General features: G+C 61.2%; 20 protein-coding genes. 19 read left to right on the top strand and 1 reads right to left on the bottom strand.

Annotated features, from left to right (window positions below; all coding sequences use genetic code 11):
• Positions 1–6: 6 nt before the first annotated feature.
• The 11 genes from mrdA (at position 7) to rsfS (ending at position 11,026) form a co-directional block, all read left to right on the top strand.
• Positions 7–2,076 carry a penicillin-binding protein 2 gene (mrdA, locus tag I2H81_RS06470; RefSeq protein WP_195644964.1) on the top strand — a complete coding sequence of 690 codons (2,070 nt, stop codon included), beginning with the start codon at positions 7–9 and terminating at the stop codon, positions 2,074–2,076.
• Positions 2,077–2,085: 9 nt separating this feature from the next.
• A complete protein-coding gene (locus tag I2H81_RS06465) occupies positions 2,086–3,312 on the top strand; it encodes an FtsW/RodA/SpoVE family cell cycle protein (RefSeq protein ID WP_022094759.1) in 1,227 nt (408 codons plus the stop codon).
• A gap of 18 nt (positions 3,313–3,330) precedes the next feature.
• Positions 3,331–4,260, top strand: coding sequence for a YcjF family protein (locus I2H81_RS06460; RefSeq protein WP_195644963.1), 930 nt, complete (start codon positions 3,331–3,333; stop codon positions 4,258–4,260).
• 10 nt (positions 4,261–4,270) lie between these two features.
• Positions 4,271–6,148, top strand: coding sequence for a TIGR03960 family B12-binding radical SAM protein (locus tag I2H81_RS06455; protein ID WP_195644962.1), 1,878 nt, complete (start codon positions 4,271–4,273; stop codon positions 6,146–6,148).
• On the top strand, positions 6,145–6,957 hold the full coding sequence (locus I2H81_RS06450; protein ID WP_195644961.1) for a TIGR03936 family radical SAM-associated protein: 813 nt from the start codon (positions 6,145–6,147) through the stop codon (positions 6,955–6,957). Before I2H81_RS06455 ends, I2H81_RS06450 begins: the two co-directional genes overlap by 4 nt.
• 67 nt (positions 6,958–7,024) lie before the next feature.
• Positions 7,025–7,399, top strand: a complete 375-nt coding sequence (rplU, locus tag I2H81_RS06445; RefSeq protein ID WP_035138585.1) for a 50S ribosomal protein L21 — start codon at positions 7,025–7,027, stop codon at positions 7,397–7,399.
• Positions 7,400–7,432: 33 nt separating this feature from the next.
• Positions 7,433–7,690 (top strand): 50S ribosomal protein L27, encoded by a 258-nt coding sequence (gene rpmA, locus I2H81_RS06440; protein ID WP_006236075.1) that lies wholly within the window; start codon positions 7,433–7,435, stop codon positions 7,688–7,690.
• An 84-nt stretch (positions 7,691–7,774) separates the two neighbouring features.
• Complete coding sequence (obgE, locus tag I2H81_RS06435; protein WP_195644960.1) at positions 7,775–9,241, top strand: GTPase ObgE; 1,467 nt, start codon at positions 7,775–7,777, stop codon at positions 9,239–9,241.
• A gap of 3 nt (positions 9,242–9,244) precedes the next feature.
• A complete protein-coding gene (nadD, locus tag I2H81_RS06430) occupies positions 9,245–9,922 on the top strand; it encodes a nicotinate-nucleotide adenylyltransferase (protein ID WP_195644959.1) in 678 nt (225 codons plus the stop codon).
• Positions 9,923–10,008: 86 nt separating this feature from the next.
• Positions 10,009–10,542 carry a bis(5'-nucleosyl)-tetraphosphatase (symmetrical) YqeK gene (yqeK, locus tag I2H81_RS06425; RefSeq protein ID WP_197736885.1) on the top strand — a complete coding sequence of 178 codons (534 nt, stop codon included), beginning with the start codon at positions 10,009–10,011 and terminating at the stop codon, positions 10,540–10,542.
• Positions 10,543–10,570: 28 nt separating this feature from the next.
• Entirely contained in the window at positions 10,571–11,026 is a 456-nt protein-coding gene (gene rsfS / locus I2H81_RS06420) for a ribosome silencing factor (RefSeq protein WP_117786060.1), read from the top strand.
• A 99-nt stretch (positions 11,027–11,125) separates the two neighbouring features.
• Here the strand turns inward: rsfS and dinB are convergent, their stop codons facing one another.
• A complete protein-coding gene (gene dinB, locus I2H81_RS06415; RefSeq protein ID WP_195644958.1) occupies positions 11,126–12,379 on the bottom strand; it encodes a DNA polymerase IV in 1,254 nt (417 codons plus the stop codon).
• Positions 12,380–12,580: 201 nt separating this feature from the next.
• Between dinB and rpsP the strand changes: the two genes are divergently transcribed.
• From rpsP to I2H81_RS06375, 8 genes are read left to right on the top strand one after another with little or no spacing between them, the layout of a single operon-like run.
• Positions 12,581–12,922, top strand: coding sequence for a 30S ribosomal protein S16 (gene rpsP / locus I2H81_RS06410; RefSeq protein WP_022094749.1), 342 nt, complete (start codon positions 12,581–12,583; stop codon positions 12,920–12,922).
• Positions 12,923–12,964: 42 nt separating this feature from the next.
• Complete coding sequence (locus I2H81_RS06405; protein ID WP_171021534.1) at positions 12,965–13,210, top strand: KH domain-containing protein; 246 nt, start codon at positions 12,965–12,967, stop codon at positions 13,208–13,210.
• 34 nt (positions 13,211–13,244) lie between these two features.
• Positions 13,245–13,736 (top strand): ribosome maturation factor RimM, encoded by a 492-nt coding sequence (gene rimM / locus I2H81_RS06400; RefSeq protein ID WP_271817504.1) that lies wholly within the window; start codon positions 13,245–13,247, stop codon positions 13,734–13,736.
• A 10-nt stretch (positions 13,737–13,746) separates the two neighbouring features.
• On the top strand, positions 13,747–14,505 hold the full coding sequence (gene trmD / locus I2H81_RS06395) for a tRNA (guanosine(37)-N1)-methyltransferase TrmD (RefSeq protein WP_138374986.1): 759 nt from the start codon (positions 13,747–13,749) through the stop codon (positions 14,503–14,505).
• 2 nt (positions 14,506–14,507) lie between these two features.
• A complete protein-coding gene (gene lepB / locus I2H81_RS06390; protein ID WP_138374987.1) occupies positions 14,508–15,071 on the top strand; it encodes a signal peptidase I in 564 nt (187 codons plus the stop codon).
• Positions 15,072–15,130: 59 nt separating this feature from the next.
• The gene (locus I2H81_RS06385; RefSeq protein ID WP_195644956.1) at positions 15,131–16,042 is read left to right on the top strand and encodes a glycine--tRNA ligase subunit alpha; all 912 of its coding nucleotides are present in this window, start codon (positions 15,131–15,133) and stop codon (positions 16,040–16,042) included.
• 3 nt (positions 16,043–16,045) lie between these two features.
• On the top strand, positions 16,046–18,142 hold the full coding sequence (gene glyS, locus I2H81_RS06380; protein ID WP_138374989.1) for a glycine--tRNA ligase subunit beta: 2,097 nt from the start codon (positions 16,046–16,048) through the stop codon (positions 18,140–18,142).
• 34 nt (positions 18,143–18,176) lie between these two features.
• On the top strand, positions 18,177–19,043 hold the full coding sequence (locus tag I2H81_RS06375) for a pyruvate, water dikinase regulatory protein (protein WP_195644955.1): 867 nt from the start codon (positions 18,177–18,179) through the stop codon (positions 19,041–19,043).
• Positions 19,044–19,066: the final 23 nt, after the last annotated feature.

Genomic DNA, 19,066 nt, shown 5'->3' with positions numbered 1-19,066 from the left:
CCGTAGATGTCTTCCCAGATGACGGTTATTATCGCCGGTATCGTGCTGGTTGTGGCCATCGTGGTCGCGCTGGTCATCATGCGTCGCGGCGATTCCCGTTTTACCTACGATACGCAGCATGGAACGGCCCCGCGCGCCACCGAGGGCGAGGGCAATACCGCGGCGACCGCCTTTAAGGGCCGCTTCTCCATCCTCACCACGGGTGTGGGCGCGATGTTTGCGGCGCTTGCCGTCAAGCTGTGGGGCATGCAGATGGTCTCGTCGGACTATTACGAGAAGCAGGCCAATAGTAATCAGACACGCACCGTTACCACACCCGCTGTGCGCGGCCGCATCCTCGACCGCAATGGCGTGGCGCTTGTCCAGAACCGTCCCTCACTTGCTGTCGTGGCCTACCGCGACCTTGCCGAGGATGAGGTTCTGGTTCGCCATCTTGCCAATGTGCTCGGTATGCCCTACGTGGCGGTTCTGCGCAATATCCAGGACAATTCCGAGGGCGCCCAGAGCCTGCATACCATCGCGACGGACGTCCGTCGCTCCACGGTTGCCTATATCAAGGAGCACGCCGGCGAGTTCCCGGGCGTCAAGATTGCCGAGCGTACCGAGCGCCAGTATCCATATGGCGAGACGGCATGCCATATCTTGGGCTATACCGGCACCATTACCTCCGAGCAGCTCGAGGCCCAGAATAAGAAAACCTCTGGCGATGATGATGCTTCTGCTGGCCGGATTACGTACCAGTCGGGCGATATCGTGGGCCAGGCGGGTGTTGAGAGCTACTACGAAAACCTGCTGCAGGGTATTCGTGGCGAGCAGACCGTCAAGGTCGATGCCTCGGGCAATGTGACCGGTCAGGCCGGCGCCGTGCCCGCCAAGGCCGGCTCCGACATTAAGCTCACGCTCGACCTTAAGATCCAACAGGCCTGTGAGACGGCGTTGGCGAGCGCCATCGAGCTTGCCAAGACCACTGGCTACAGCAATGCCGGCAACGGCGCTGTGGTGTGCCTCGATCCCAACAATGGCGAGATCCTGGGCATGGCGAGCGAGCCCAAGTTCGATCCGTCCGTCTTTATCGGCGGCGTCTCAAATGACGTGTGGACCGAGCTCAATGATGACAAGGGTTCGCACCCGCTGCTCAACCGCGCCATTAGCGGACAGTACATGTCGGCCTCGACCATCAAGCCGCTCTCGGCACTGGCCGGTCTTGAGTTTGGAACCTATACCTCAACGCAGACAACCAACTGCACGGGCTATTGGACGGGCCTGGGCAAGGCTTGGGGCAAGCGCTGCTGGCTGACGTCTGGACACGGCACCATGACTCTGCAGTCGGGTATTGCCAACTCGTGCGACCCCGTCTTCTACGATATGGGCAAGGCGTTCTTTTATAACGAGCAACATTCCGAGGGCCTGCAGGAGGTCTTTCGTCGCTGGGGCCTAGGCAAGACCTGCGGTATCGATTTGCCGAGTGAGGGCGCGGGCCGTATTCCCGATGCCGAGTGGAAAGAGTCGTACTTCACCGACGCCTCTGCCGAGGACCGCAAGTGGAATGCCGGCGATATGACCAACATTGCCATCGGCCAGGGCGACATTTTGGTGACGCCTCTGCAGATGGCATGCGCCTACATGGGCCTCGCCAACGGCGGTAAGCAGTACGTGCCTCACGTGTTTTTGTCTGCCGTGTCGCGCGATGGCGACGGCGATGCCTATAAGTACAACGGCAAAGGCAAGAAAAAGCGCCTGGAGGCCAAGATCAACAGCGATTCGGATTTGGCTCTTGTTCGCAACGGCATGCACGACGTGATTTACACGGCATCGACGTCCCTGGCGGCTCACTTTGGCACCCTGACGCCGCAGGTATACGGCAAGTCGGGCACGGGCGAGAAAAGCGGCGAGGACGAATACGCGTGGTTCTGCGCCTATGCGCCGGCCGATGATCCCAAGTATGTCATCGCTACTGTCCTGGAGCAGGGCGGCGGTGGCTCAGATACCGCGATGCATGTCGTGCGCGACGTGCTCGGCGTGATTTATGACGAGCCCGATACCTCTTCGGCTTCGGGCGATTCTTCGGTTCGATAGGAGGTTGCGATGGATTTTTCTCCGGCGGATCTGTTCCGTTCAACCAAGACCGGCTCTCGCAGCAGCCTGGACCGCGTCAACAAGCAACTTTCGGCCTCGCGCGGCACGTTTCGCCAAAAGGTGCATATCGGTGTGCTCGTGGCTACAGTGGCGCTCGTCGCCTACGGTGCCATCATTATCTGGTCGGCTTCGCAGTTTAAGGCCGATGCCTCGTTCTCACGTCATCTTCTGGGAATTGGCATCGGGGCGGTGCTGGCGGTGCTGGTCTGGCGTACCGACCTGCGCGGTATTTCTAATTTCTCGACGGCGTTGCTCGTCATCGACCTGATCGTTATCTTCTCGCCCAAGATTCCGGGTCTGTCCTATACAGGCGGTCTGGGCATGACGGGCTGGATCAAGATTCCCGGTATCGGCTTGACATTCCAGCCGGTTGAGCTTGCCAAGCTCATCACCATCTTCTTTATTGCCACGCTTGGCTCGCAGTATAACGGCCGCATCGATACCGTTCGCGACTACGTCAAGCTCTGCGGCATGCTGTCCATTCCGTTTTTGGCCGTCGTCGCCATGGGCGACCTGGGCTCGGGTCTGGTCGTGCTGGTTTCGGGCGCCATCGTTATCTGCATGAGCGGTGCACGCCGCGAATGGGTGCTGTCGACCCTGGCCCTGCTCGTGGGCCTGGTGGCCCTCGTCCTGGCGCTCGATTCGGTCTTTGATTCGTTGCTCGGCCACGATGTGCTCATCAAGCAGTATCAGATGAACCGTCTGACGGTCTTTATCGACCCCGATAATGCCGATTCGGACGATGCCTACAACCTGCAGCAGTCGCTTATCGCCGTTGGCTCGGGCGGCTTCTTTGGTAAGGGCTTGGGCCATGCGACGCAGTCGGCCGGCGGCTTTCTGCCTGAGTTCCACACCGACTTCGTCTTCGCCTTCCTGTCCGAGACCTTTGGCTTTTGCGGTTCCTTTTTGCTCCTGTGTCTCTACGTGCTGCTGATCTTTTCGACGATTCGCGTCGCCTTTAAGTGTGAGTCGCTGTTCTTGCGCCTATCGTGTGTGGGCATCGTTGGCATGTGGGCGTTCCAGACCTTCGAAAACATCGGCATGTGCATCGGCATGATGCCGATTACCGGTATTCCGCTACCGTTTATTAGCTTCGGTTCGTCTTCGATGATGATTCAGCTGCTGACGGTGGGTATCGTACAATCCATATGGCGGCATCGTTCGGGCGCCGCGTAACCGCTGGAGGGGTTTGCTATGAAAATTCCCGTAGATAAGCTTACCCGCGCTTTTAAGATGGGCGCGTCCGTTAAGAAGGATTCCGATACGCCGGTGCGCGTCTCGGTCTATCTGGATTCGTCTGCCTCGCGCTTTCTGGCCGAGACGGTGCGTGACGCCTTTGTGCCGCAGACGACCTCGGGCATTGTGCGCGTCGAGCGTCTGGGGGAGGAGCGAATTGCTCCAAAGACCGATACCGATGTGGTACTGGTGCTCTCGTGTGGTTCCGACCGCTTGGAGAGTGCCGTGCAGGAGCTCGTGATCGCCGGCGCGCCCGTGTGCGTGCTTGCCGAGTCTGCTGTGGAGGTGCCGTTTATCGAGGAGTCCACGCCCATGCTCGGCGTGGTGGCGGCAACCGATAAGACGTATCTGCTCGAGACGCTTGCCCGCTGGATTCTCGATCGCACCGAAAAGGAAACGGCTTTTGCGGCGAACTTTGCCTTCATGCGCATCGCGGCGGCCAATCGAATCATCACCTCGTGCGCGCTCACAAATATGGCGACCGGTGCGCTGGTGTTTTTGCCGGGCGCCGATTATCCCGTTATGGCGCTGGCGCAGGTGGGCATGCTCTTTGAGCTCGCTGCCGTCTTTGGACGCGGCATTAAGCCTGAGCGCGGCTACGAGGTCGCGGGCGTGCTTGCCGGCGGTCTTGTGATCCGCGCGGTCACCCGCGCGCTCGTCAAGCAGACGCCGCATATTGGGTTTGCCGTTAAGGCGCTCACTGCTGCCGCGGGCACCTATGGCATGGGCCGTGCGCTTGTTTCGCTCTACGAGCGCGATGTCGACTACAGCCATGCCAACGAGGTGGTCACTGCCACGTTCTCCCGCGTTCGCGATCTGGTGACCACGGTCGCGGGCGCTACCCGTCCTATGGCGTCCTACCAAGACGCATCCGATCTCGCTGCTTAGGGGTTTTCCGTTGCGCGTTCCGTATCAAGACTGCTTTCATTTAATTGAGCCGCTGCTCGCCAAGGTCGAAAAGCCGAGCCGCTATATCGATCACGAGTGGGGCACGCTTTCAAAGGCCGATGCCGACTACCGTTGCTGCCTGATCTACCCGGATGTGTACGAGGTCGGTCTGCCCAACCAGGGTATCGCCATCCTCTACAACATCCTTAACCAGGCCGAGGGCATCTCCTGTGAGCGCGGCTATGTGCCGTGGCCCGATATGGGTGACGCCATGCGCGAGGCGGGTATTCCGCTGCTGTCGCTCGAGGGTGCAGCGCCGGTCGCTTCGTTTGATATTGTCGGCCTGCATGTGCCGCACGAGATGGCGGTGACGAACTTCCTCGAGGCTCTCGACCTCGCTGGCATTCCGCTGTTGGCGGCCGACCGAGGCGAAGACGACCCCATCATCATCGCCGGCGGTCCCTCGGTGTACAACCCCGAGCCGTACGCGGCCTTCTTCGATGCCATCCTCATCGGCGAGGGCGAGGAATCGCTGCTCGAGACCTGCCAGCTGCATCGCCACCTGCGCGACGAAGGGGTCCCGCGCGAGCAGATTGTTGAGCAGCTTGCATCCATTGCCGGCAACTACGTGCCGTCGCTCTATGAGGTTCGTCACGACGAGCCCTGCTCGCCGCATGGCTACACCGTGCCGCGCGAGAGCAAGGATGCTCCGACCGTGGTCTACAAGCGCGTCGTCGAGGATTTCGGCGCCACGAATCCGCTGTCGCAGTCGTGCGTACCCTATGCGCAGCTGGTCCACGATCGCCTGTCTATCGAGATTCTGCGCGGCTGCGCTCGCGGCTGTCGTTTTTGCCAGGCCGGCATGACGTATCGCCCGGTGCGCGAGCGTTCGGCCGACCAGATCGTCTCGTCGGTGATTCAGGGTCTGGAAAAGACCGGCTATGACGAGGTGTCGCTGACCTCGCTCTCCACGACCGACCATTCCTGCATTCGTGACGTGCTCGGCAGGCTCAACCGTCGCCTGGAGGATACGGGTATTCGCGTGTCGATTCCGTCTCAGCGCCTGGATTCGTTTGGCGTGGATATGGCCGAGTCGGTCGCCGGCGAAAAGAAGGGCGGCCTGACGTTCGCGCCCGAGGCCGGCAGCCAGCGCATGCGCGACATCATTAACAAGAACGTGACCGAGGAGGACCTGGACCGTGCGGCCAAGGCGGCCTTCGAGGCCGGCTGGAACCGCATGAAGCTCTACTTTATGATGGGCCTTCCCAGCGAGCGCGACGAGGACATCGTGGCCATTGCCAATCTGGCCGATCACGTGCTGGAGCTCGGTCGTTCCGTGGTGCCCAAGACTCGTCGCGGCTCGATCTCGGTGTCCATCTCGGTTTCGGTCTTTATCCCCAAGGCTGCCACGCCGTTCCAGTGGTGCCCGCAGCTCGACTACGACGATGTCAAGCGCCGCCAGAAGCTGCTTATCACGAGCGTTCGCAACCGTGCCGTCCGCGTGCATTACCACGATGCCGAGACCTCGCTCATCGAGGCCGCGCTGTCCCGCGCCGGTCGTGACATGACGCCCGTCATCATCGATGCTTGGCGCTCGGGGTCTCGCTTTGACGCCTGGGTAGAGCATTTCTCGCTCGATAACTGGAAGGAGGCTGCTGCCAAAAACGGCATCGACCTCAATGAGCTCGTGCACCTGCCCTACGAGTTGGACTGGCGCCTGCCGTGGGAGCACGTGAGCCCCGGCTGCACGCGCGGCTTCCTCGAGCGCGAGTACCGTCGCTCGCTCGAGGGTGTCACGACTCCCGATTGCACCCGCACGTCGTGCACCGGCTGCGGAATCTGCCCCACGCTCCACGCCAAGAATGTATTGATGGGTGATCGCGCATGAGTGAGCGCCTGACCGACAACCCCACGCTCTTTAGGCTTCGTGTTCGCTATGGCAAGCGCGATCGCCTTAAGTACCTGGGCCATCTCGAAGTAATCCATACCATTGAGCGCATCGTGCGCCGTGCGGGACTTCCCTATGCCGTCACGCAGGGTTTCTCTCCTCACATGCGCGTGAGCTTCTCTTCGGCGCTACCGGTGGGTACGTCGTCGACCTGCGAGTGGTATGACCTGTTTATGACCGAGTTCGTGGCGCTCGACGAGGCGTTTGGGCGCCTGGCTGCGGCCTCTCCGGCCGATCTGGCACCCATCGAGGCGGCGTACATCGACGTGCGCACGCCGGCGTTGACGGCGCAGCTCACGCGCTTGTCGTATCGCATTGATTTGCACTTGGATCCCGAGGCGCCCGTAAGCGCCGACGAGGTGCGTCGTGCGATCGACACGCTGCGCGCGGACCATGGCATCGACTACGCGCGCGGCAAAAAGAGCAAGCGCTTGGATTTGGATCACACGCTCGTGGGCTATGAGCTCACGGCGGGGGAGTGCCCGGACCATTTAGTGCTTATGCTCGACACCCATGCCGATAACGAGGGCTCTATGCGACCGGAAATTTTGCTTTCTGCAGCTGATGTTTTGTTGCAGGGCTTGACCCCGGGCGTGGATGCACCTATTGTTTCCACCGGTATGCAAGACCTCGTGACCATCTGCTCCTACGATGTCGAGCGTCAGAATCAAGCATGCGAGGACGACGAGGGCCGACTCGTCAGCCCCATACCTGTGCGAACTTGTGGATTTGCTCCACATACTCGTTGACGGGGGTATTTTCGCCTGCTACTATATTCGGCTGTTGCACTAACTGATGCATGAAGGGCAAGTAAACATGTACGCAATCGTTAACACGGGCGGCAAGCAGTACAAGGTCGCCACCGACGATGTCATCACCGTCGAGAAGATCGAGGGCAATGAGGGCGACAAGGTCACCCTGCCGGTCATCTTCCTCAACGATGGTAAGAAGATCGTCACCGATCCCGACAAGCTGGCCAAGGCCAAGGTTACCGCTCAGATCGTTGAGCAGTTCAAGGGCGAGAAGCAGCTGGTCTTTAAGTTCCACAAGCGTAAGCGCTATCGTCGTCTGAAGGGTCACCGTCAGCAGCTCACCAAGCTGAAGATCGTGAAGGTCCAGGCTACGTCCCGCGCCAAGAAGGCTGTCAAGGCAGAGGCCGAGGCTGTTGCCGAGGCTCCCGTCGCCGAGTAGATTACACTCGTAACGAAAGAGTAGGTATACACAATGGCACACAAAAAAGGACTCGGTTCCTCCCGTAATGGCCGTGACTCCCGCGGTCAGCGCCTTGGCACGAAGCGCTATGCCGGCCAGACGGTAACCACGGGCACGATTCTCGTCCGTCAGCACGGCACTCACATCCACCCGGGTGAGAACGTTGGCCGTGGCAAGGACGACACGCTGTTCGCGCTGGTCGACGGTACCGTTGAGTTCCACAAGGGTATCAAGCACAGGGTCAGCGTACGCCCGCTCGCGAACGCGTAATTCACCCTTCATAGAGCACATATGTGGGAGACACTTGAGTTTTAGGATTCAAGGGTCTCCCTCTTTTTGTAGGAGGCGATTCTGTTGTCACAGTTCACCGATATCAGCCGCATTAACGTGTGCGGCGGCGACGGCGGAGCCGGATGCATGTCGTTTAGGCGCGAGGCATTTGTCCCCAAGGGCGGCCCCGATGGCGGCGACGGCGGTCGTGGCGGCAATGTCGTCATCCAGGCCGATGCTCAGCTGTCTTCGTTGATCGATTACCGCTTTAAGCATCACTTCCGCGCCGAACGCGGCACGCACGGGCAGGGTGCCCGTCGTAACGGTAAGAGCGGCGAGGACCTGATCCTGAAGGTTCCCATGGGCACCGTGGTGCGCGAGCTCGACCCCGAGACGCAGACCCCGATGTTCGAGATTGCCGACCTGGTGCACGATGGCGAGCGCGTTGTCGTGGCGCCCGGCGGTGCCGGTGGCCTGGGCAACACGCACTTTGTGACGTCGGTGCGCCGCGCGCCCGCGTTCGCTCAGCTGGGCGAACCGGCCGAGGAGCACTGGATTGAGCTCGAGATGAAGCTTATGGCTGATGCCGCACTCGTGGGCTTCCCCTCGGTGGGCAAGTCCTCGCTCATCGCGCGCATGAGTGCCGCCCGTCCCAAGATCGCCGACTATCCGTTTACAACGCTCGTGCCGAACCTCGGCATGGTGCGTGCCGGTGAGTATTCTTACGTCGTTGCCGACGTTCCTGGTTTGATCGAGGGCGCGAGCGAGGGCAAAGGCCTGGGCCACCAGTTCCTGCGCCACATCGAGCGTACGGCGCTCATCATGCATGTCGTCGACATGACGGGCGGTTTTGAGGATCGCGACCCGGTTGAGGATTACCGCATCATCAACCGTGAGCTCGAGCAGTATGGCGCCGAGCTTTCGGAGCGTCCGCAGATCGTCGTCGCCAACAAGTGCGACGCGCCGGGCACGGCCGACAAGATTGCAGATCTTAAGCGCGCAGCGCTCGACGACGGACATATGTTCTTTGCCGTGTCCGCCGTGACGGGCGCCGGCCTCAACACGCTGATGCTTGCCGTGGGCGAGCAGGTGGCTAAGCTGCGCGCCGAGTTGGCGGTTTCCGATGAGCCGGTCGATCTGCGCGACGATGAGTGGGAGCGCCGCCGTCTGCAGCGTGAGAAGCGTTTCCGCATTGTTCAAGAAGAGCCCCATGCCTTCCGCGTGGTCGGTCGTGCCATCGAGCGCATGGTCATTCAGACCGACTGGGAAAACGAGGAAGCCGTCATTTACCTGCAGCATAAGTTTGCGCGTATGGGTGTTGATGACGCGCTCGAGAAGGCCGGTTGCCGTGCGGGCGACGAAGTTCGCATTTGCCAGCGCGCCTTTGACTTTGAGGGCGCTGAGGACTTCTCGGAGTACGAGGAGCTCGAGGACGCTGGCGAGGACGTTGCTGTTGAGGCCATTGACGTGGCCGATGCTGCGGATGAGGGCGTCGAGGTTGTCGATGCGGCGGATGCCGCGGACGATGCCGAGACCTCGGAGGGCGAGTAAGCCATGTCGCTGCGCGGTGGAATCGGTTTGCCCGAGCTGCCCATAAAAGAGGGCAAAGAGTTTCGGCTTGGCATTATGGGCGGCACATTCGACCCGATTCATTACGGGCACCTGGTGACTGCCGAGCAGGCGCGCGAGTCGCTCGACTTGGACGCTGTGCTCTTTATGCCGGCCGGCTCTCCTGCCTTTAAACTCGACAAACCGGTGACGCCTGCCGAGGACCGTTATGCCATGACGGTTCTCGCCACCGCCGCGAATCCGGCTTTTTTGGCGAGCCGTTTCGAGATCGACCGTCCGGGCGTGACCTATACTGCCGATACGCTTCATGCCCTTCGCGACTTTTACCCGCCGCAGGTAAAGCTCTACTTTATTACGGGCGCCGACGCAATTATCGATATTGTGACCTGGCATGATGCCGAGCAAATCGCTGAGCTTGCTACCTTTATTGCGGCGACGCGACCGGGTTTTGATATCGATACGGCGCGTGCCCGAATCAAAGAGTCGGGGCTGCCGTTCGATGTGCGCTATATTCAGATTCCGGCGCTGGCGATCAGCTCGACGAACATTCGTAAGCGAGTTGCCCGCGGCATGAGCGTGCGCTATCTTACGAGCGAGTCTGTGCTCGGCTACATTCGCAAGCGCAGTTTGTATGTCGATCTGGGTCAAGAAGATTTTGAGTGATGGGGGCTACGTTGTCGGTAGAGGATCAGTTTGAGGGCGATGAGCGCGCGCTGCTCAAGCGCATTCAAGAGCTGCTCGATGTTCGCATGAAAGATAAGCGCAAGCGCTATGTGCATTCGCTGGGTGTTGCCGAGACCGCACTTCATCTGGCCGAGGTCTACGGCGTTGACCGCTTTGATGCCGCTGCCGCCGGCTTAATTCACGACTGGGACAAGGTGCTTTCCGATGACGAGCTCGTGGCCCGCGCGCTTCACTATGGCATCAAGGTTGCCGGCTCTCCTTCCGCAGCGACGCCGCTTTTGCATGGCCCTGTTGCCGCCTATGAGCTTCCGCAGCTTTTCCCCGAGCTGTCGCCGGCTGTTTTCCAGGCTGTCGACCGTCACACCGTGGGTGCCTGCGACATGACGCCGCTTGATATGGTGGTCTTTGTGGCAGATGCCATCGAGCCCAACCGCCACGGCGACTATGCCCATGCGCTGCGCAAGATGGTGGGGAAGTCCTCGCTCGACGAGTTGTTCTTCTCCTGTTTTGCGCAGGGTCTGGTCTATGTGATCCAGTCCGGGCGCTATCTTTATCCCACGGCTATTACGATTTACAACCATTACGCCCAGCTGCGCTAGCTCGGGTGTGTCTAGAAAGAGGTATTCCATGGCCGACGAGACCATGACTGACGAGCAGATTCTTGAAGGTGTGGAGCACAAGAGCTTCGCCGCCACGTCCGACCGTACCGCCGCTTCGCTGTCCGCGAGCGGTGTCGCCGCCGAGGATGTCGCCCGCGCCGCCGCGCAGGCCGCCTACGACAAGAAGGGCGAGGACGTGCAGGTGCTCGATCTAACGGAGCTCTCCGATGTGTGCGACTACTTTGTGCTCGCCACCGGTACCAATAACCGTCAGGTCGATTCTATCGTCGACGAGATTGAGGAAAAGGTCGCCGAGGCTTGCGGTGAGCACCCGTTCTCCATCGAGGGCCGCGAGCAGAAGACCTGGATGCTCATGGACTATGGCTCGGTCGTCGTCCACGTCTTCACTCCCGAAGCCCGCGACTTCTACCGCCTCGAAAAGCTCTGGGGTGACGCCCCCCAGCTCCCCCTCGACCTCCTCTAGTAGCTCATTTGATACGGGGCTTTTTAGCTAGCCTCGCGCATTTCGCCGGGCAGTTGTGGTTTTCCGCACCTGCCCGGCTTTCTTTTTGCCCAAAGGCGGTTAATCGTTGAAGCGGGATTGGCGGCCGAAGGAAAGGGCGGTGTCGCCGAATTTGTCTCGGACGGCGTCGATGGCGACGGAGAGGTCGCGGCGGTCGCTGGATTGGGCTCCGCGGTCATCGATCTCGCAGAACAGGTCAGTCTGGATGCCGCCTTGGTGGTCGAAGTCGCTCATGCCGATGCCCGCTAAGCGAACATGCATGCCATCCTGCCAGATGTTGTCGAGCAGTTCGAGTGCAACCGCCACGAAGATGTTCTCATCGTCGGTCGGATGAGGCAGCCGGCGCTGTGCCGTACGCCCGCTGCCATACGAATACTTAAGCTTGAGCGTTACCGTGGCACCCGTCAGCCCCTGACGGCGCAGGCGGCGTCCCACTGACTCTCCCAACAGCGCAATCGCCGCCTCAATATCCCCACGCTCAGTCAAATCTTTCGCAAAGGTGCGTTCATTGCTGACCGACTTGACCTCGCGCTCTTCATCGAGACTCGTGACTTCGGAGATTTCGAGTCCCAGCGCACGCTGGCGCATGCGTTCGCCGTTGACGCCAAAAATAGAGGACAAGGTGGATTCCGGTGCACGTGATAGCTCGCCGAGGGTGTAGATGCGCATGCGGCGCAGTCGCTCCTCGGCCGAGCGCCCGATGCCGCTCATGGCAGATACCGGCAGCGCGGCCAAAAAGCGCTGCTCGGTTCCGGGGCGCACGATGGTCAGCCCAAACGGCTTATCCCGCTCGCTTGCGATCTTTGCGACCGTCTTGTTGCAGCCCACGCCAATGGAGCAGGTCACTCCCAGCCCTGCCACGCGGTCGCTTATACGCCGCGCAACCAGCAGCGGGTCTTCGGGCGCAAAGCGACCCGGTGTGATATCGATAAAGGCTTCGTCGATGGATACGCGCTCAACGCGCGGGGTCTCGTCGGCGAGAATCGCCATGACCTGCGCGCTGACCTCGCGGTAGCGATTAAAATGCCCGTGCGTCCAAATGGCTTGCGGGCACAAGTGCCGCGCTTCGGCCGAGGCCATGGCAGAGTGCACGCCAAAGCGACGTGCCTCATACGAACACGTGGACACGACGCCACGCGAATCGGCGTCTCCGCCCACGATGAGCGGCTTGCCGCGCCATTCGGGATGATCGAGCATCTCCACGCTCGCAAAAAACGCATCGAGGTCCATCAGGCCCACCGCCGGACCCGTCCAGGGAGGCGGCGTGACGCCTGTGGCATCCTCATAACCGTATGTATGTTCGCGTCTTTCCATGTCATGAGTATACCGCGCAGCTCATGTGGGGTGCGTGTATGTGCTTGCAAATCCCGAATTCTTGTCTAAGATATGGATTTGCCCTCGACTACACCGAAGAAGTTGGTCTCACGGACTTCACCTGCCCGCGTCGATGGCGTATTATGTTCAACTGTTTGTTTGTAGTTGCAGCCTAAAGCTGCTTGGTTGGAGGAGTTTCCTTTGGCAGTCAAGATTCGCCTTGCTCGTCACGGCGCTAAGAAGCGTCCGTACTACCGTGTCGTCGTCGCCGATTCCCGCGCCCCGCGTGACGGTCGTATCATCGAGGAGGTTGGCCGCTACAACCCGATGACCGCCCCCAAGACCATCAACCTCGACCTCGAGAAGATCGCCGACTGGCAGTCCAAGGGCGCTCAGCTCACCGACGCCGTCGCCGCTCTGGTCAAGGCCGCCAACGAGGGCGAGAAGACCGAGACCGTCGTCAAGAAGTCCAAGAAGCAGCTCGCCAAAGAGGCCGAGGCCGCTAAGGCTGCCGCTGAGGCCGCTGAGGGCGCCGAGGAGTAAATCGTGCCTGAGGTTGACGCTGCACAGCTCGAGGGTGAGGCAATGCTCTCAGATCGCATCGCCGATCTCGTCGAATATCTCGTTGTTCAGATCGTCGACGACCCGGATTCCGTGAGCCTTGAGGTCATCGATGGTGACGACGCCTCTACGATTGAGGTTTCGGTCGCCGAGGATGACGTCGCTAAGGTCATCGGCCGTCGTGGCCGTACCATCAAGGCCATTCGCACGCTCGCCCGTGCACTGGCCGCTCGCCTCGACACTGCTGTCGAGGTAGAGGTTCTGGGCTAGGACCTTGAGGTCCCAGTACAAAAACATCGCCCGTGTGGTCAAGCCGCACGGAAGGAAGGGGGAGGTCCTCGCGCAGCCGCTGCGGGGGCTTCCTTCTGTATTAGAGCCTGGTATGCGCGTCGCCCTGACGCCGCCGGCGCTCAAGCGCGACCGCTTTTGCACGGTCGTGTCCGTCACCGATACGGGCGATGGCGATCTGGTCTCGTTTGAGGGCATTGACGACTTGACGGCCGCCGAGGGCATCACGGGATGCTACGTGCTGGCAAATCGTGACGACTTTGAGCTCGATTCGCTCGACGCTGCCTATACCGACCTGATGGGTCGCGAGGTGGTCGACGAGCGCTTCGGTTCGCTCGGCACGATCGTCGAGATCATGTCGACGCTCGCTAACGATGTTTGGGTTGTCGAGGGCGATCGGTACGGCGAGGTACTGATTCCCGTGATCGAGCGGGTCGTGCTCGATCTTCCCGACACAGGAACAATTTCCGTCCACGTTATGGACGGCCTGATCGATATGGACAAGTAGGGAGGACAACATGCTGATCGAGACCCTTTCGGTCTTTCCCGAGATGTTTGAGCCCGTCATGTCCACATCGATCTTGGGCCGCGCCCGCAAGGCCGGCCTTTTTGATTTCAAGGCGTATAACCTGCGCGACTGGACGCACGACCGCCATCGTACCGTCGATGACGAGCCGTACGGCGGCGGGCAGGGCATGCTCATGAAGGTCGAGCCTATCGCAGAGGCCATCGAGGCCATTGGCGCAGAGGGTCCCAAGCCCACGGTTGTGTTCTTCACCCCCTGTGGCGAGCCCTTTACGCAGCATGTGGCCGAGCGCCTGCTCAAAAGTGAGCGCCTGCTGTTTGTGTGCAGCCGCTACGAGGGCGTCGACGAGCGCGCGTATGCGTATGCCGATGAGCGTCTGTCGATCGGCGACTACGTGCTCACGGGCGGCGAGCTTCCCGCTATGGTCGTTGCCGATGCCGTCGTACGCCTGATTCCCGGCGCCCTGGGCGACGAGATGAGCAATGTGGACGAGTCATTCTCGACCGCCGAGGACGGAGGACTGCTCGAGTACGCGCAGTACACCCGCCCCGCCGAGTTCAACGGCGAGGGCGTGCCGCCGGTGCTTGTGAGCGGCGATCACGCCAAGGTCGATGCCTGGCGTCGTAAGAACGCCATCGAGCGCACCTGCCGCTGGCGTCCCGATCTGATCGAGACAGCGCGGCTCACGCCCGAGGAGCGCGCTTACGCGCAGGAGATTTTGGACGCTTCGTATTCGCAGAGCGAGGAGTGAGAATGGTTCCTACGCAACATTCCGCGTTGAGGGGTGCTTTTGAGTGGATCGCGGTCATCGCGATCGCACTGGTCGCCACCTTCTTGATTCGCTCGTTTGTGGTCGAGCCCTTTGTGGTGCCCACCGGCTCTATGGAGGACACAATCGAGATTGGCGACCAGATCCTGGCGCAAAAGGTGAGCCTCGAGCTCGGTCAGCCCGTCAAGCAGGGCGATATCGTGGTGTTTCACAACCCCGATGGCACCTCCGAGCATGATGTTCTTGTCAAGCGCGTTATTGCCACGGCCGGCCAGACGGTCGACCTGCAGGATGGCAAGGTGGTCGTTGACGGCCAAGCGCTCGACGAGGACTATACGACGGGCATGAGCTGGCCACTTTCGGTCCAAGCGCCCGGCGCTCAGGTAAGCTATCCCTACACCGTTCCCGACGGGTGCGTGTGGGTGATGGGCGACAACCGCGAAAACTCTGCCGACTCACGCTACTTTGGTCCCGTCGATCGCTCTGATTTGATCGCTGTGGCGCTTGTGCGCTACTGGCCGCTCAACCGCATCGGCGCTATCGACTAAAAACCGCTATAGTACAGTACCTAACCGTGTAATCGTTTCGACGAGGGGATATTAGAGGCATGAACGCTTCATCGCTTTCCTTCCAAGACATCATCCTGCGCCTCCAGCAGTACTGGGGCGAGCAGGGCTGCGTCATTATGCAGCCCTATGACTCCGAGGTCGGTGCCGGTACCTTCCATACCGCGACCACGCTGCGCTCGCTCGGTCCCGCCGAGTGGCGCACCTGCTATGCGCAGCCCTGCCGCCGTCCCGCCGACGGCCGCTACGGCGAGAACCCCAACCGCATGCAGCACTACTATCAGTTCCAGGTGCTCATCAAGCCGTCGCCGGTCAACGCCCAGGAGCTCTACCTAGGTTCGCTGGCCGCCATTGGCCTGGATCCCAACGACCATGACGTCCGCTTTGTCGAGGACGACTGGGAGAGCCCGACGCTCGGCGCCTGGGGCCTTGGCTGGGAGGTCTGGCTCAACGGCATGGAGGTCACGCAGTTTACGTACTTCCAGCAGGTGGGCGGCATCGAGGTCGATTCCGTGCCCGTCGAGATCACCTATGGCCTGGAGCGCATTGCCATGTACGCTCAGGGCGTCAACTCCGTCTACGACCTGGTGTGGAGCTACCTGCCCGACGGAACGCCCATGACCTATGGCGACGTGTTCCTCGAGAACGAGCGCGAGTTCAGTGCCTATAACTTTGAGGTCGCCAACGTCGAGATGATGCGTCAGAAGTTTGACGACTACGAGGCCGAGTGCCACTCCTGCCTGGAGCGCAAGCTGCCGCTGCCGGCATATGACTGCGTCATGAAGTGCAGCCACGCCTTCAACCTGCTCGATGCCCGTGGCGCCCTGTCCGCGGTCGAGCGCGCTAACTACATCCTGCGCGTCCGCGCCGTCGCTAAGGCGTGCTGCGAGGCCTATATGGCCGAGGTCGCCGAAGTCAACGAGAATGCCGATCAGGAAGGCGAGGTGGCGTAAGCCATGGCAGACGCTAAGGATTTCCTGTTTGAGATCGGTACGGAGGAGATGCCCTCCGCGCCGCTGAACAATGCCGTCAAGCAGCTTGGCACCATGATCGCCAAGGGTCTCGACGAGGCCGGTCTGGCCCACGGCGAGGTCCGCGTGATCTCGAGCCCGCGTCGCCTGGCTGCGCTCGTGGCTAACGTCGCCACCGCGACCGATGAGGTTCACGAGGTCAAGCGTGGCCCCGCGGCCAACATTGCCTTCGACGCTGACGGTAACGCCACCAAGGCCGCCCAGGGCTTTGCCCGCAAGTGCGGTGTGGCTGCCGAGGACCTGGTCCGTCGCGAGGACACCGACGGTCGCGAGTATGTGTTCGCCGAGAAGAATATTCCCTCCGCACCGGCTACGCCGATTCTGACTGCTCTGTGCGAGAAGACCATCGCCGGCCTGCAGTGGCCCAACTACCGCAGCCAGCGCTGGGGCCACGAGCACGCGACGTTCGTGCGTCCGGTCCGTTGGATCTGCTGCCTTCTGGGCGAGGATGTTGTGCCCGTGTCGTTTGCCGACGTGACGAGTGGCAACACCACGCGCGGTCATCGCGTACTTGGCCCTGGTGACCATGTGGTTGCCAGCCCCGCCGTTTACGAGCAGGTGCTCGAGGACGCCGGCGTGCTTTCTGCCGAGCGCCGTCGTGAGGCCATCCTCGCCGGTATCGCCGAGGTCGAGGCCGCCCGTCCCGGCTGCCATGTCGATACGCCCAAGAAGGTCTTCGAGGAGGTTATTAACCTCTGCGAGTGGCCGACGGTGCTCGTCGGTACCTTCGATGAGGAGTTCCTCAAGGTCCCGCACGAGATTATCTGCGAGTCCATGCTCACCAACCAGCGCTACTTCCCGATCTATGACGGCGAGGGCAAGCTCACGCGTGAGTTCGTGGTCGTTTCCAACAGCAAGCCCGAGAATGCCGAGCGCGTGATTGACGGCAACGAGCGCGTCGTGCGCGCCCGTCTGGACGACGCCAAGTTCTTCTACGAGGAGGACCTGAAGATCTCCCTCGACGAGTTCCGCGAGCGTCTGGCCAAGGTCGCCTTCCAGGAGAAGCTCGGTAGCGTGCTCGCCAAGTCCGAGCGCATTGAGCAACTCGCGCTTGCCATCGCTCGCGAGGCCCATCTGGGCGCCCACCTGGCCGCCGACGCTGCTCGCGCCGCGCACCTGTGCAAGGCCGACCTGGTGTCTAACGCCGTCGTCGAGTTCACGAGCCAGCAGGGCGTGATGGGCGGTTACTACGCCATCGCGATGGGGGAGAACGACGAGGTCGCTCATGCTATTCGCGATCACTATCGTCCTCGCTTTGCCGGTGACGAGCTGCCCGAGGGCACCGCTGGCTGCATCGTGGCCTGTGCCGACAAGCTCGATACCATCGCCGGTATCTTTGCCATCGGCGAGCCCCCGACCGGCTCTTCGGACCCCTACGCGCTGCGTCGTGCCGCTATCGGCATCATCAACATCCTGCGCGACCGCCTGCCGATCGACCCCACGTCGCTCATCGACTTCGCCCTCGAGCTCTATAGCGAGCAGGGCATTGAGTTCGACGCCGCCGAGGTCGCCCAGCAGGTTCGTGACTTCTTCCATGGCCGCCTGGTGAGCATGGCCCGCGACGAAAAGATCCCGGCCGATACCGTTGCCGCCGTCTCCGCGGTGCACATCATCGCTCCGTCCGTCTTCTTCGCCCGCTGCGCCGCCCTCGACGAGGCCCGCAAGAACGACGCCGAGACGTTCGACAACCTTGCGACCGCCTATGCTCGCGCCGCGCATATCTCCAAGCCCGAGCTGGGCGTGGAGTACGACCGCAGACTGATGGGCGAGGTCGAGCTTGCGCTCGCCGACGCCTCCGAGGCTGCTCAGACCGCTGTCGATGCCGCCCTTGCTACCGAGGATTATCCGGCCGCATTTGCTGCCCTCGCCGCCCTGCGCGCGCCCATCGACCGTTTCTTCGACGAGGTCATGGTCATGGACAAGGACGAGCAGCTCCGCGATAATCGCCTTAAGCTGCTCAACCGCTTCGAGGCCGTTTTCTCCGGCATCGCCAACATCGGTGAGCTTGCTCGTAAAAAGTAAGCCAGCCTGCGCGTAAGCGCAAAAGGAGCCCCGCATGGATTGCCCGGTCACCGCTCGTCCCACCGTTATCGTTATCTCCGACTCGCTCGGTGATACCGCTTGTGAGGTGGTGCTTGCGGCGTCCGGGCAATTTGATGAAGGGGCTTTTCGTTTGTTGCGCCTGCCCAAGGTGACCTCGGTGGAGCAGGTGGAGTCGTTTGTGGGCCCGCGCGTCGATGCCGACCATCGCGATATTGCCGTGTTTCACACCATTGTCGATCCGGCGCTTCGCGCCCGCGTGCTCGATTACCTGGGCATGCTGCATATCCGTTCGGTCGACCTGATCGGTCCGACGCTCGCCGTGCTATCGTCGCTCATCGGTGTGCCGCCCAAAGGCGTCGCGGGCGTGATCCACAGGACCGATGACCGCTATTTCCATCGTATCGAGGCCATGGAATATTTCGTTGAGCACGATGACGGGCGCGGTTGCGACGATTTGTCGGGTGCCGATATCGTGCTGCTGGGCGTATCGCGCACGTCCAAGACGCCGCTGTCGATGTATCTGGCTTATCAGGGCTACAAGGTTGCCAATGTTCCGTTGGCCCATGGCATGGAGCCGCCGAAGTCGATTTACGAGGTCGACCCGATGCGCCTGTTCGGCCTGATTTCGACCGTCGATGTGATTTCCGAAATTCGCGATAGCCGCTTGGGCGATGACTACGCTCGTGCCGTTGCCGGCTCCTATGCCGAGCCCGAGAGCGTGCGCAGCGAGCTTGAGGAAGCTCGTGCCCTCATGAAACGCCTAGGCTGCTTTGTGGTGCGTACCGACGGCAAGGCCATCGAGGAAAGCGCTGCCGAGATCATTAGCCACTTGGAGGAAATCCAAGAAGCCCGTGCCCGCCGCGCCGCCCGTCGCACCTAATAGTAGTAGCATTTTGATAAAGC

The sequence above is a fragment of the Collinsella aerofaciens genome (assembly GCF_015561195.1).
Lineage (GTDB): Bacteria > Actinomycetota > Coriobacteriia > Coriobacteriales > Coriobacteriaceae > Collinsella > Collinsella aerofaciens_AC.
The sequence above is the reverse complement of the archived record's forward strand: the minus strand, read 5'-3'. Positions and strand labels throughout refer to the sequence as shown.

What these genes read in the sequence shown, in the direction of transcription:
- rpmA (WP_006236075.1), top strand. Translation starts at nt 7,433, where the DNA reads ATGGCACACAAAAAAGGACTCGGTTCCTCCCGTAATGGCCGTGACTCC.
- rplU (WP_035138585.1), top strand. Translation starts at nt 7,025, where the DNA reads ATGTACGCAATCGTTAACACGGGCGGCAAGCAGTACAAGGTCGCCACC.
- yqeK (WP_197736885.1), top strand. Translation starts at nt 10,009, where the DNA reads ATGAAAGATAAGCGCAAGCGCTATGTGCATTCGCTGGGTGTTGCCGAG.
- mrdA (WP_195644964.1), top strand. Translation starts at nt 7, where the DNA reads ATGTCTTCCCAGATGACGGTTATTATCGCCGGTATCGTGCTGGTTGTG.
- I2H81_RS06375 (WP_195644955.1), top strand. Translation starts at nt 18,177, where the DNA reads ATGGATTGCCCGGTCACCGCTCGTCCCACCGTTATCGTTATCTCCGAC.
- nadD (WP_195644959.1), top strand. Translation starts at nt 9,245, where the DNA reads ATGTCGCTGCGCGGTGGAATCGGTTTGCCCGAGCTGCCCATAAAAGAG.
- I2H81_RS06450 (WP_195644961.1), top strand. Translation starts at nt 6,145, where the DNA reads ATGAGTGAGCGCCTGACCGACAACCCCACGCTCTTTAGGCTTCGTGTT.
- I2H81_RS06385 (WP_195644956.1), top strand. Translation starts at nt 15,131, where the DNA reads ATGAACGCTTCATCGCTTTCCTTCCAAGACATCATCCTGCGCCTCCAG.
- glyS (WP_138374989.1), top strand. Translation starts at nt 16,046, where the DNA reads ATGGCAGACGCTAAGGATTTCCTGTTTGAGATCGGTACGGAGGAGATG.
- trmD (WP_138374986.1), top strand. Translation starts at nt 13,747, where the DNA reads ATGCTGATCGAGACCCTTTCGGTCTTTCCCGAGATGTTTGAGCCCGTC.
- rsfS (WP_117786060.1), top strand. Translation starts at nt 10,571, where the DNA reads ATGGCCGACGAGACCATGACTGACGAGCAGATTCTTGAAGGTGTGGAG.
- dinB (WP_195644958.1), bottom strand. Translation starts at nt 12,379, where the DNA reads ATGGAAAGACGCGAACATACATACGGTTATGAGGATGCCACAGGCGTC.
- I2H81_RS06405 (WP_171021534.1), top strand. Translation starts at nt 12,965, where the DNA reads ATGCTCTCAGATCGCATCGCCGATCTCGTCGAATATCTCGTTGTTCAG.
- I2H81_RS06460 (WP_195644963.1), top strand. Translation starts at nt 3,331, where the DNA reads ATGAAAATTCCCGTAGATAAGCTTACCCGCGCTTTTAAGATGGGCGCG.
- I2H81_RS06465 (WP_022094759.1), top strand. Translation starts at nt 2,086, where the DNA reads ATGGATTTTTCTCCGGCGGATCTGTTCCGTTCAACCAAGACCGGCTCT.
- lepB (WP_138374987.1), top strand. Translation starts at nt 14,508, where the DNA reads ATGGTTCCTACGCAACATTCCGCGTTGAGGGGTGCTTTTGAGTGGATC.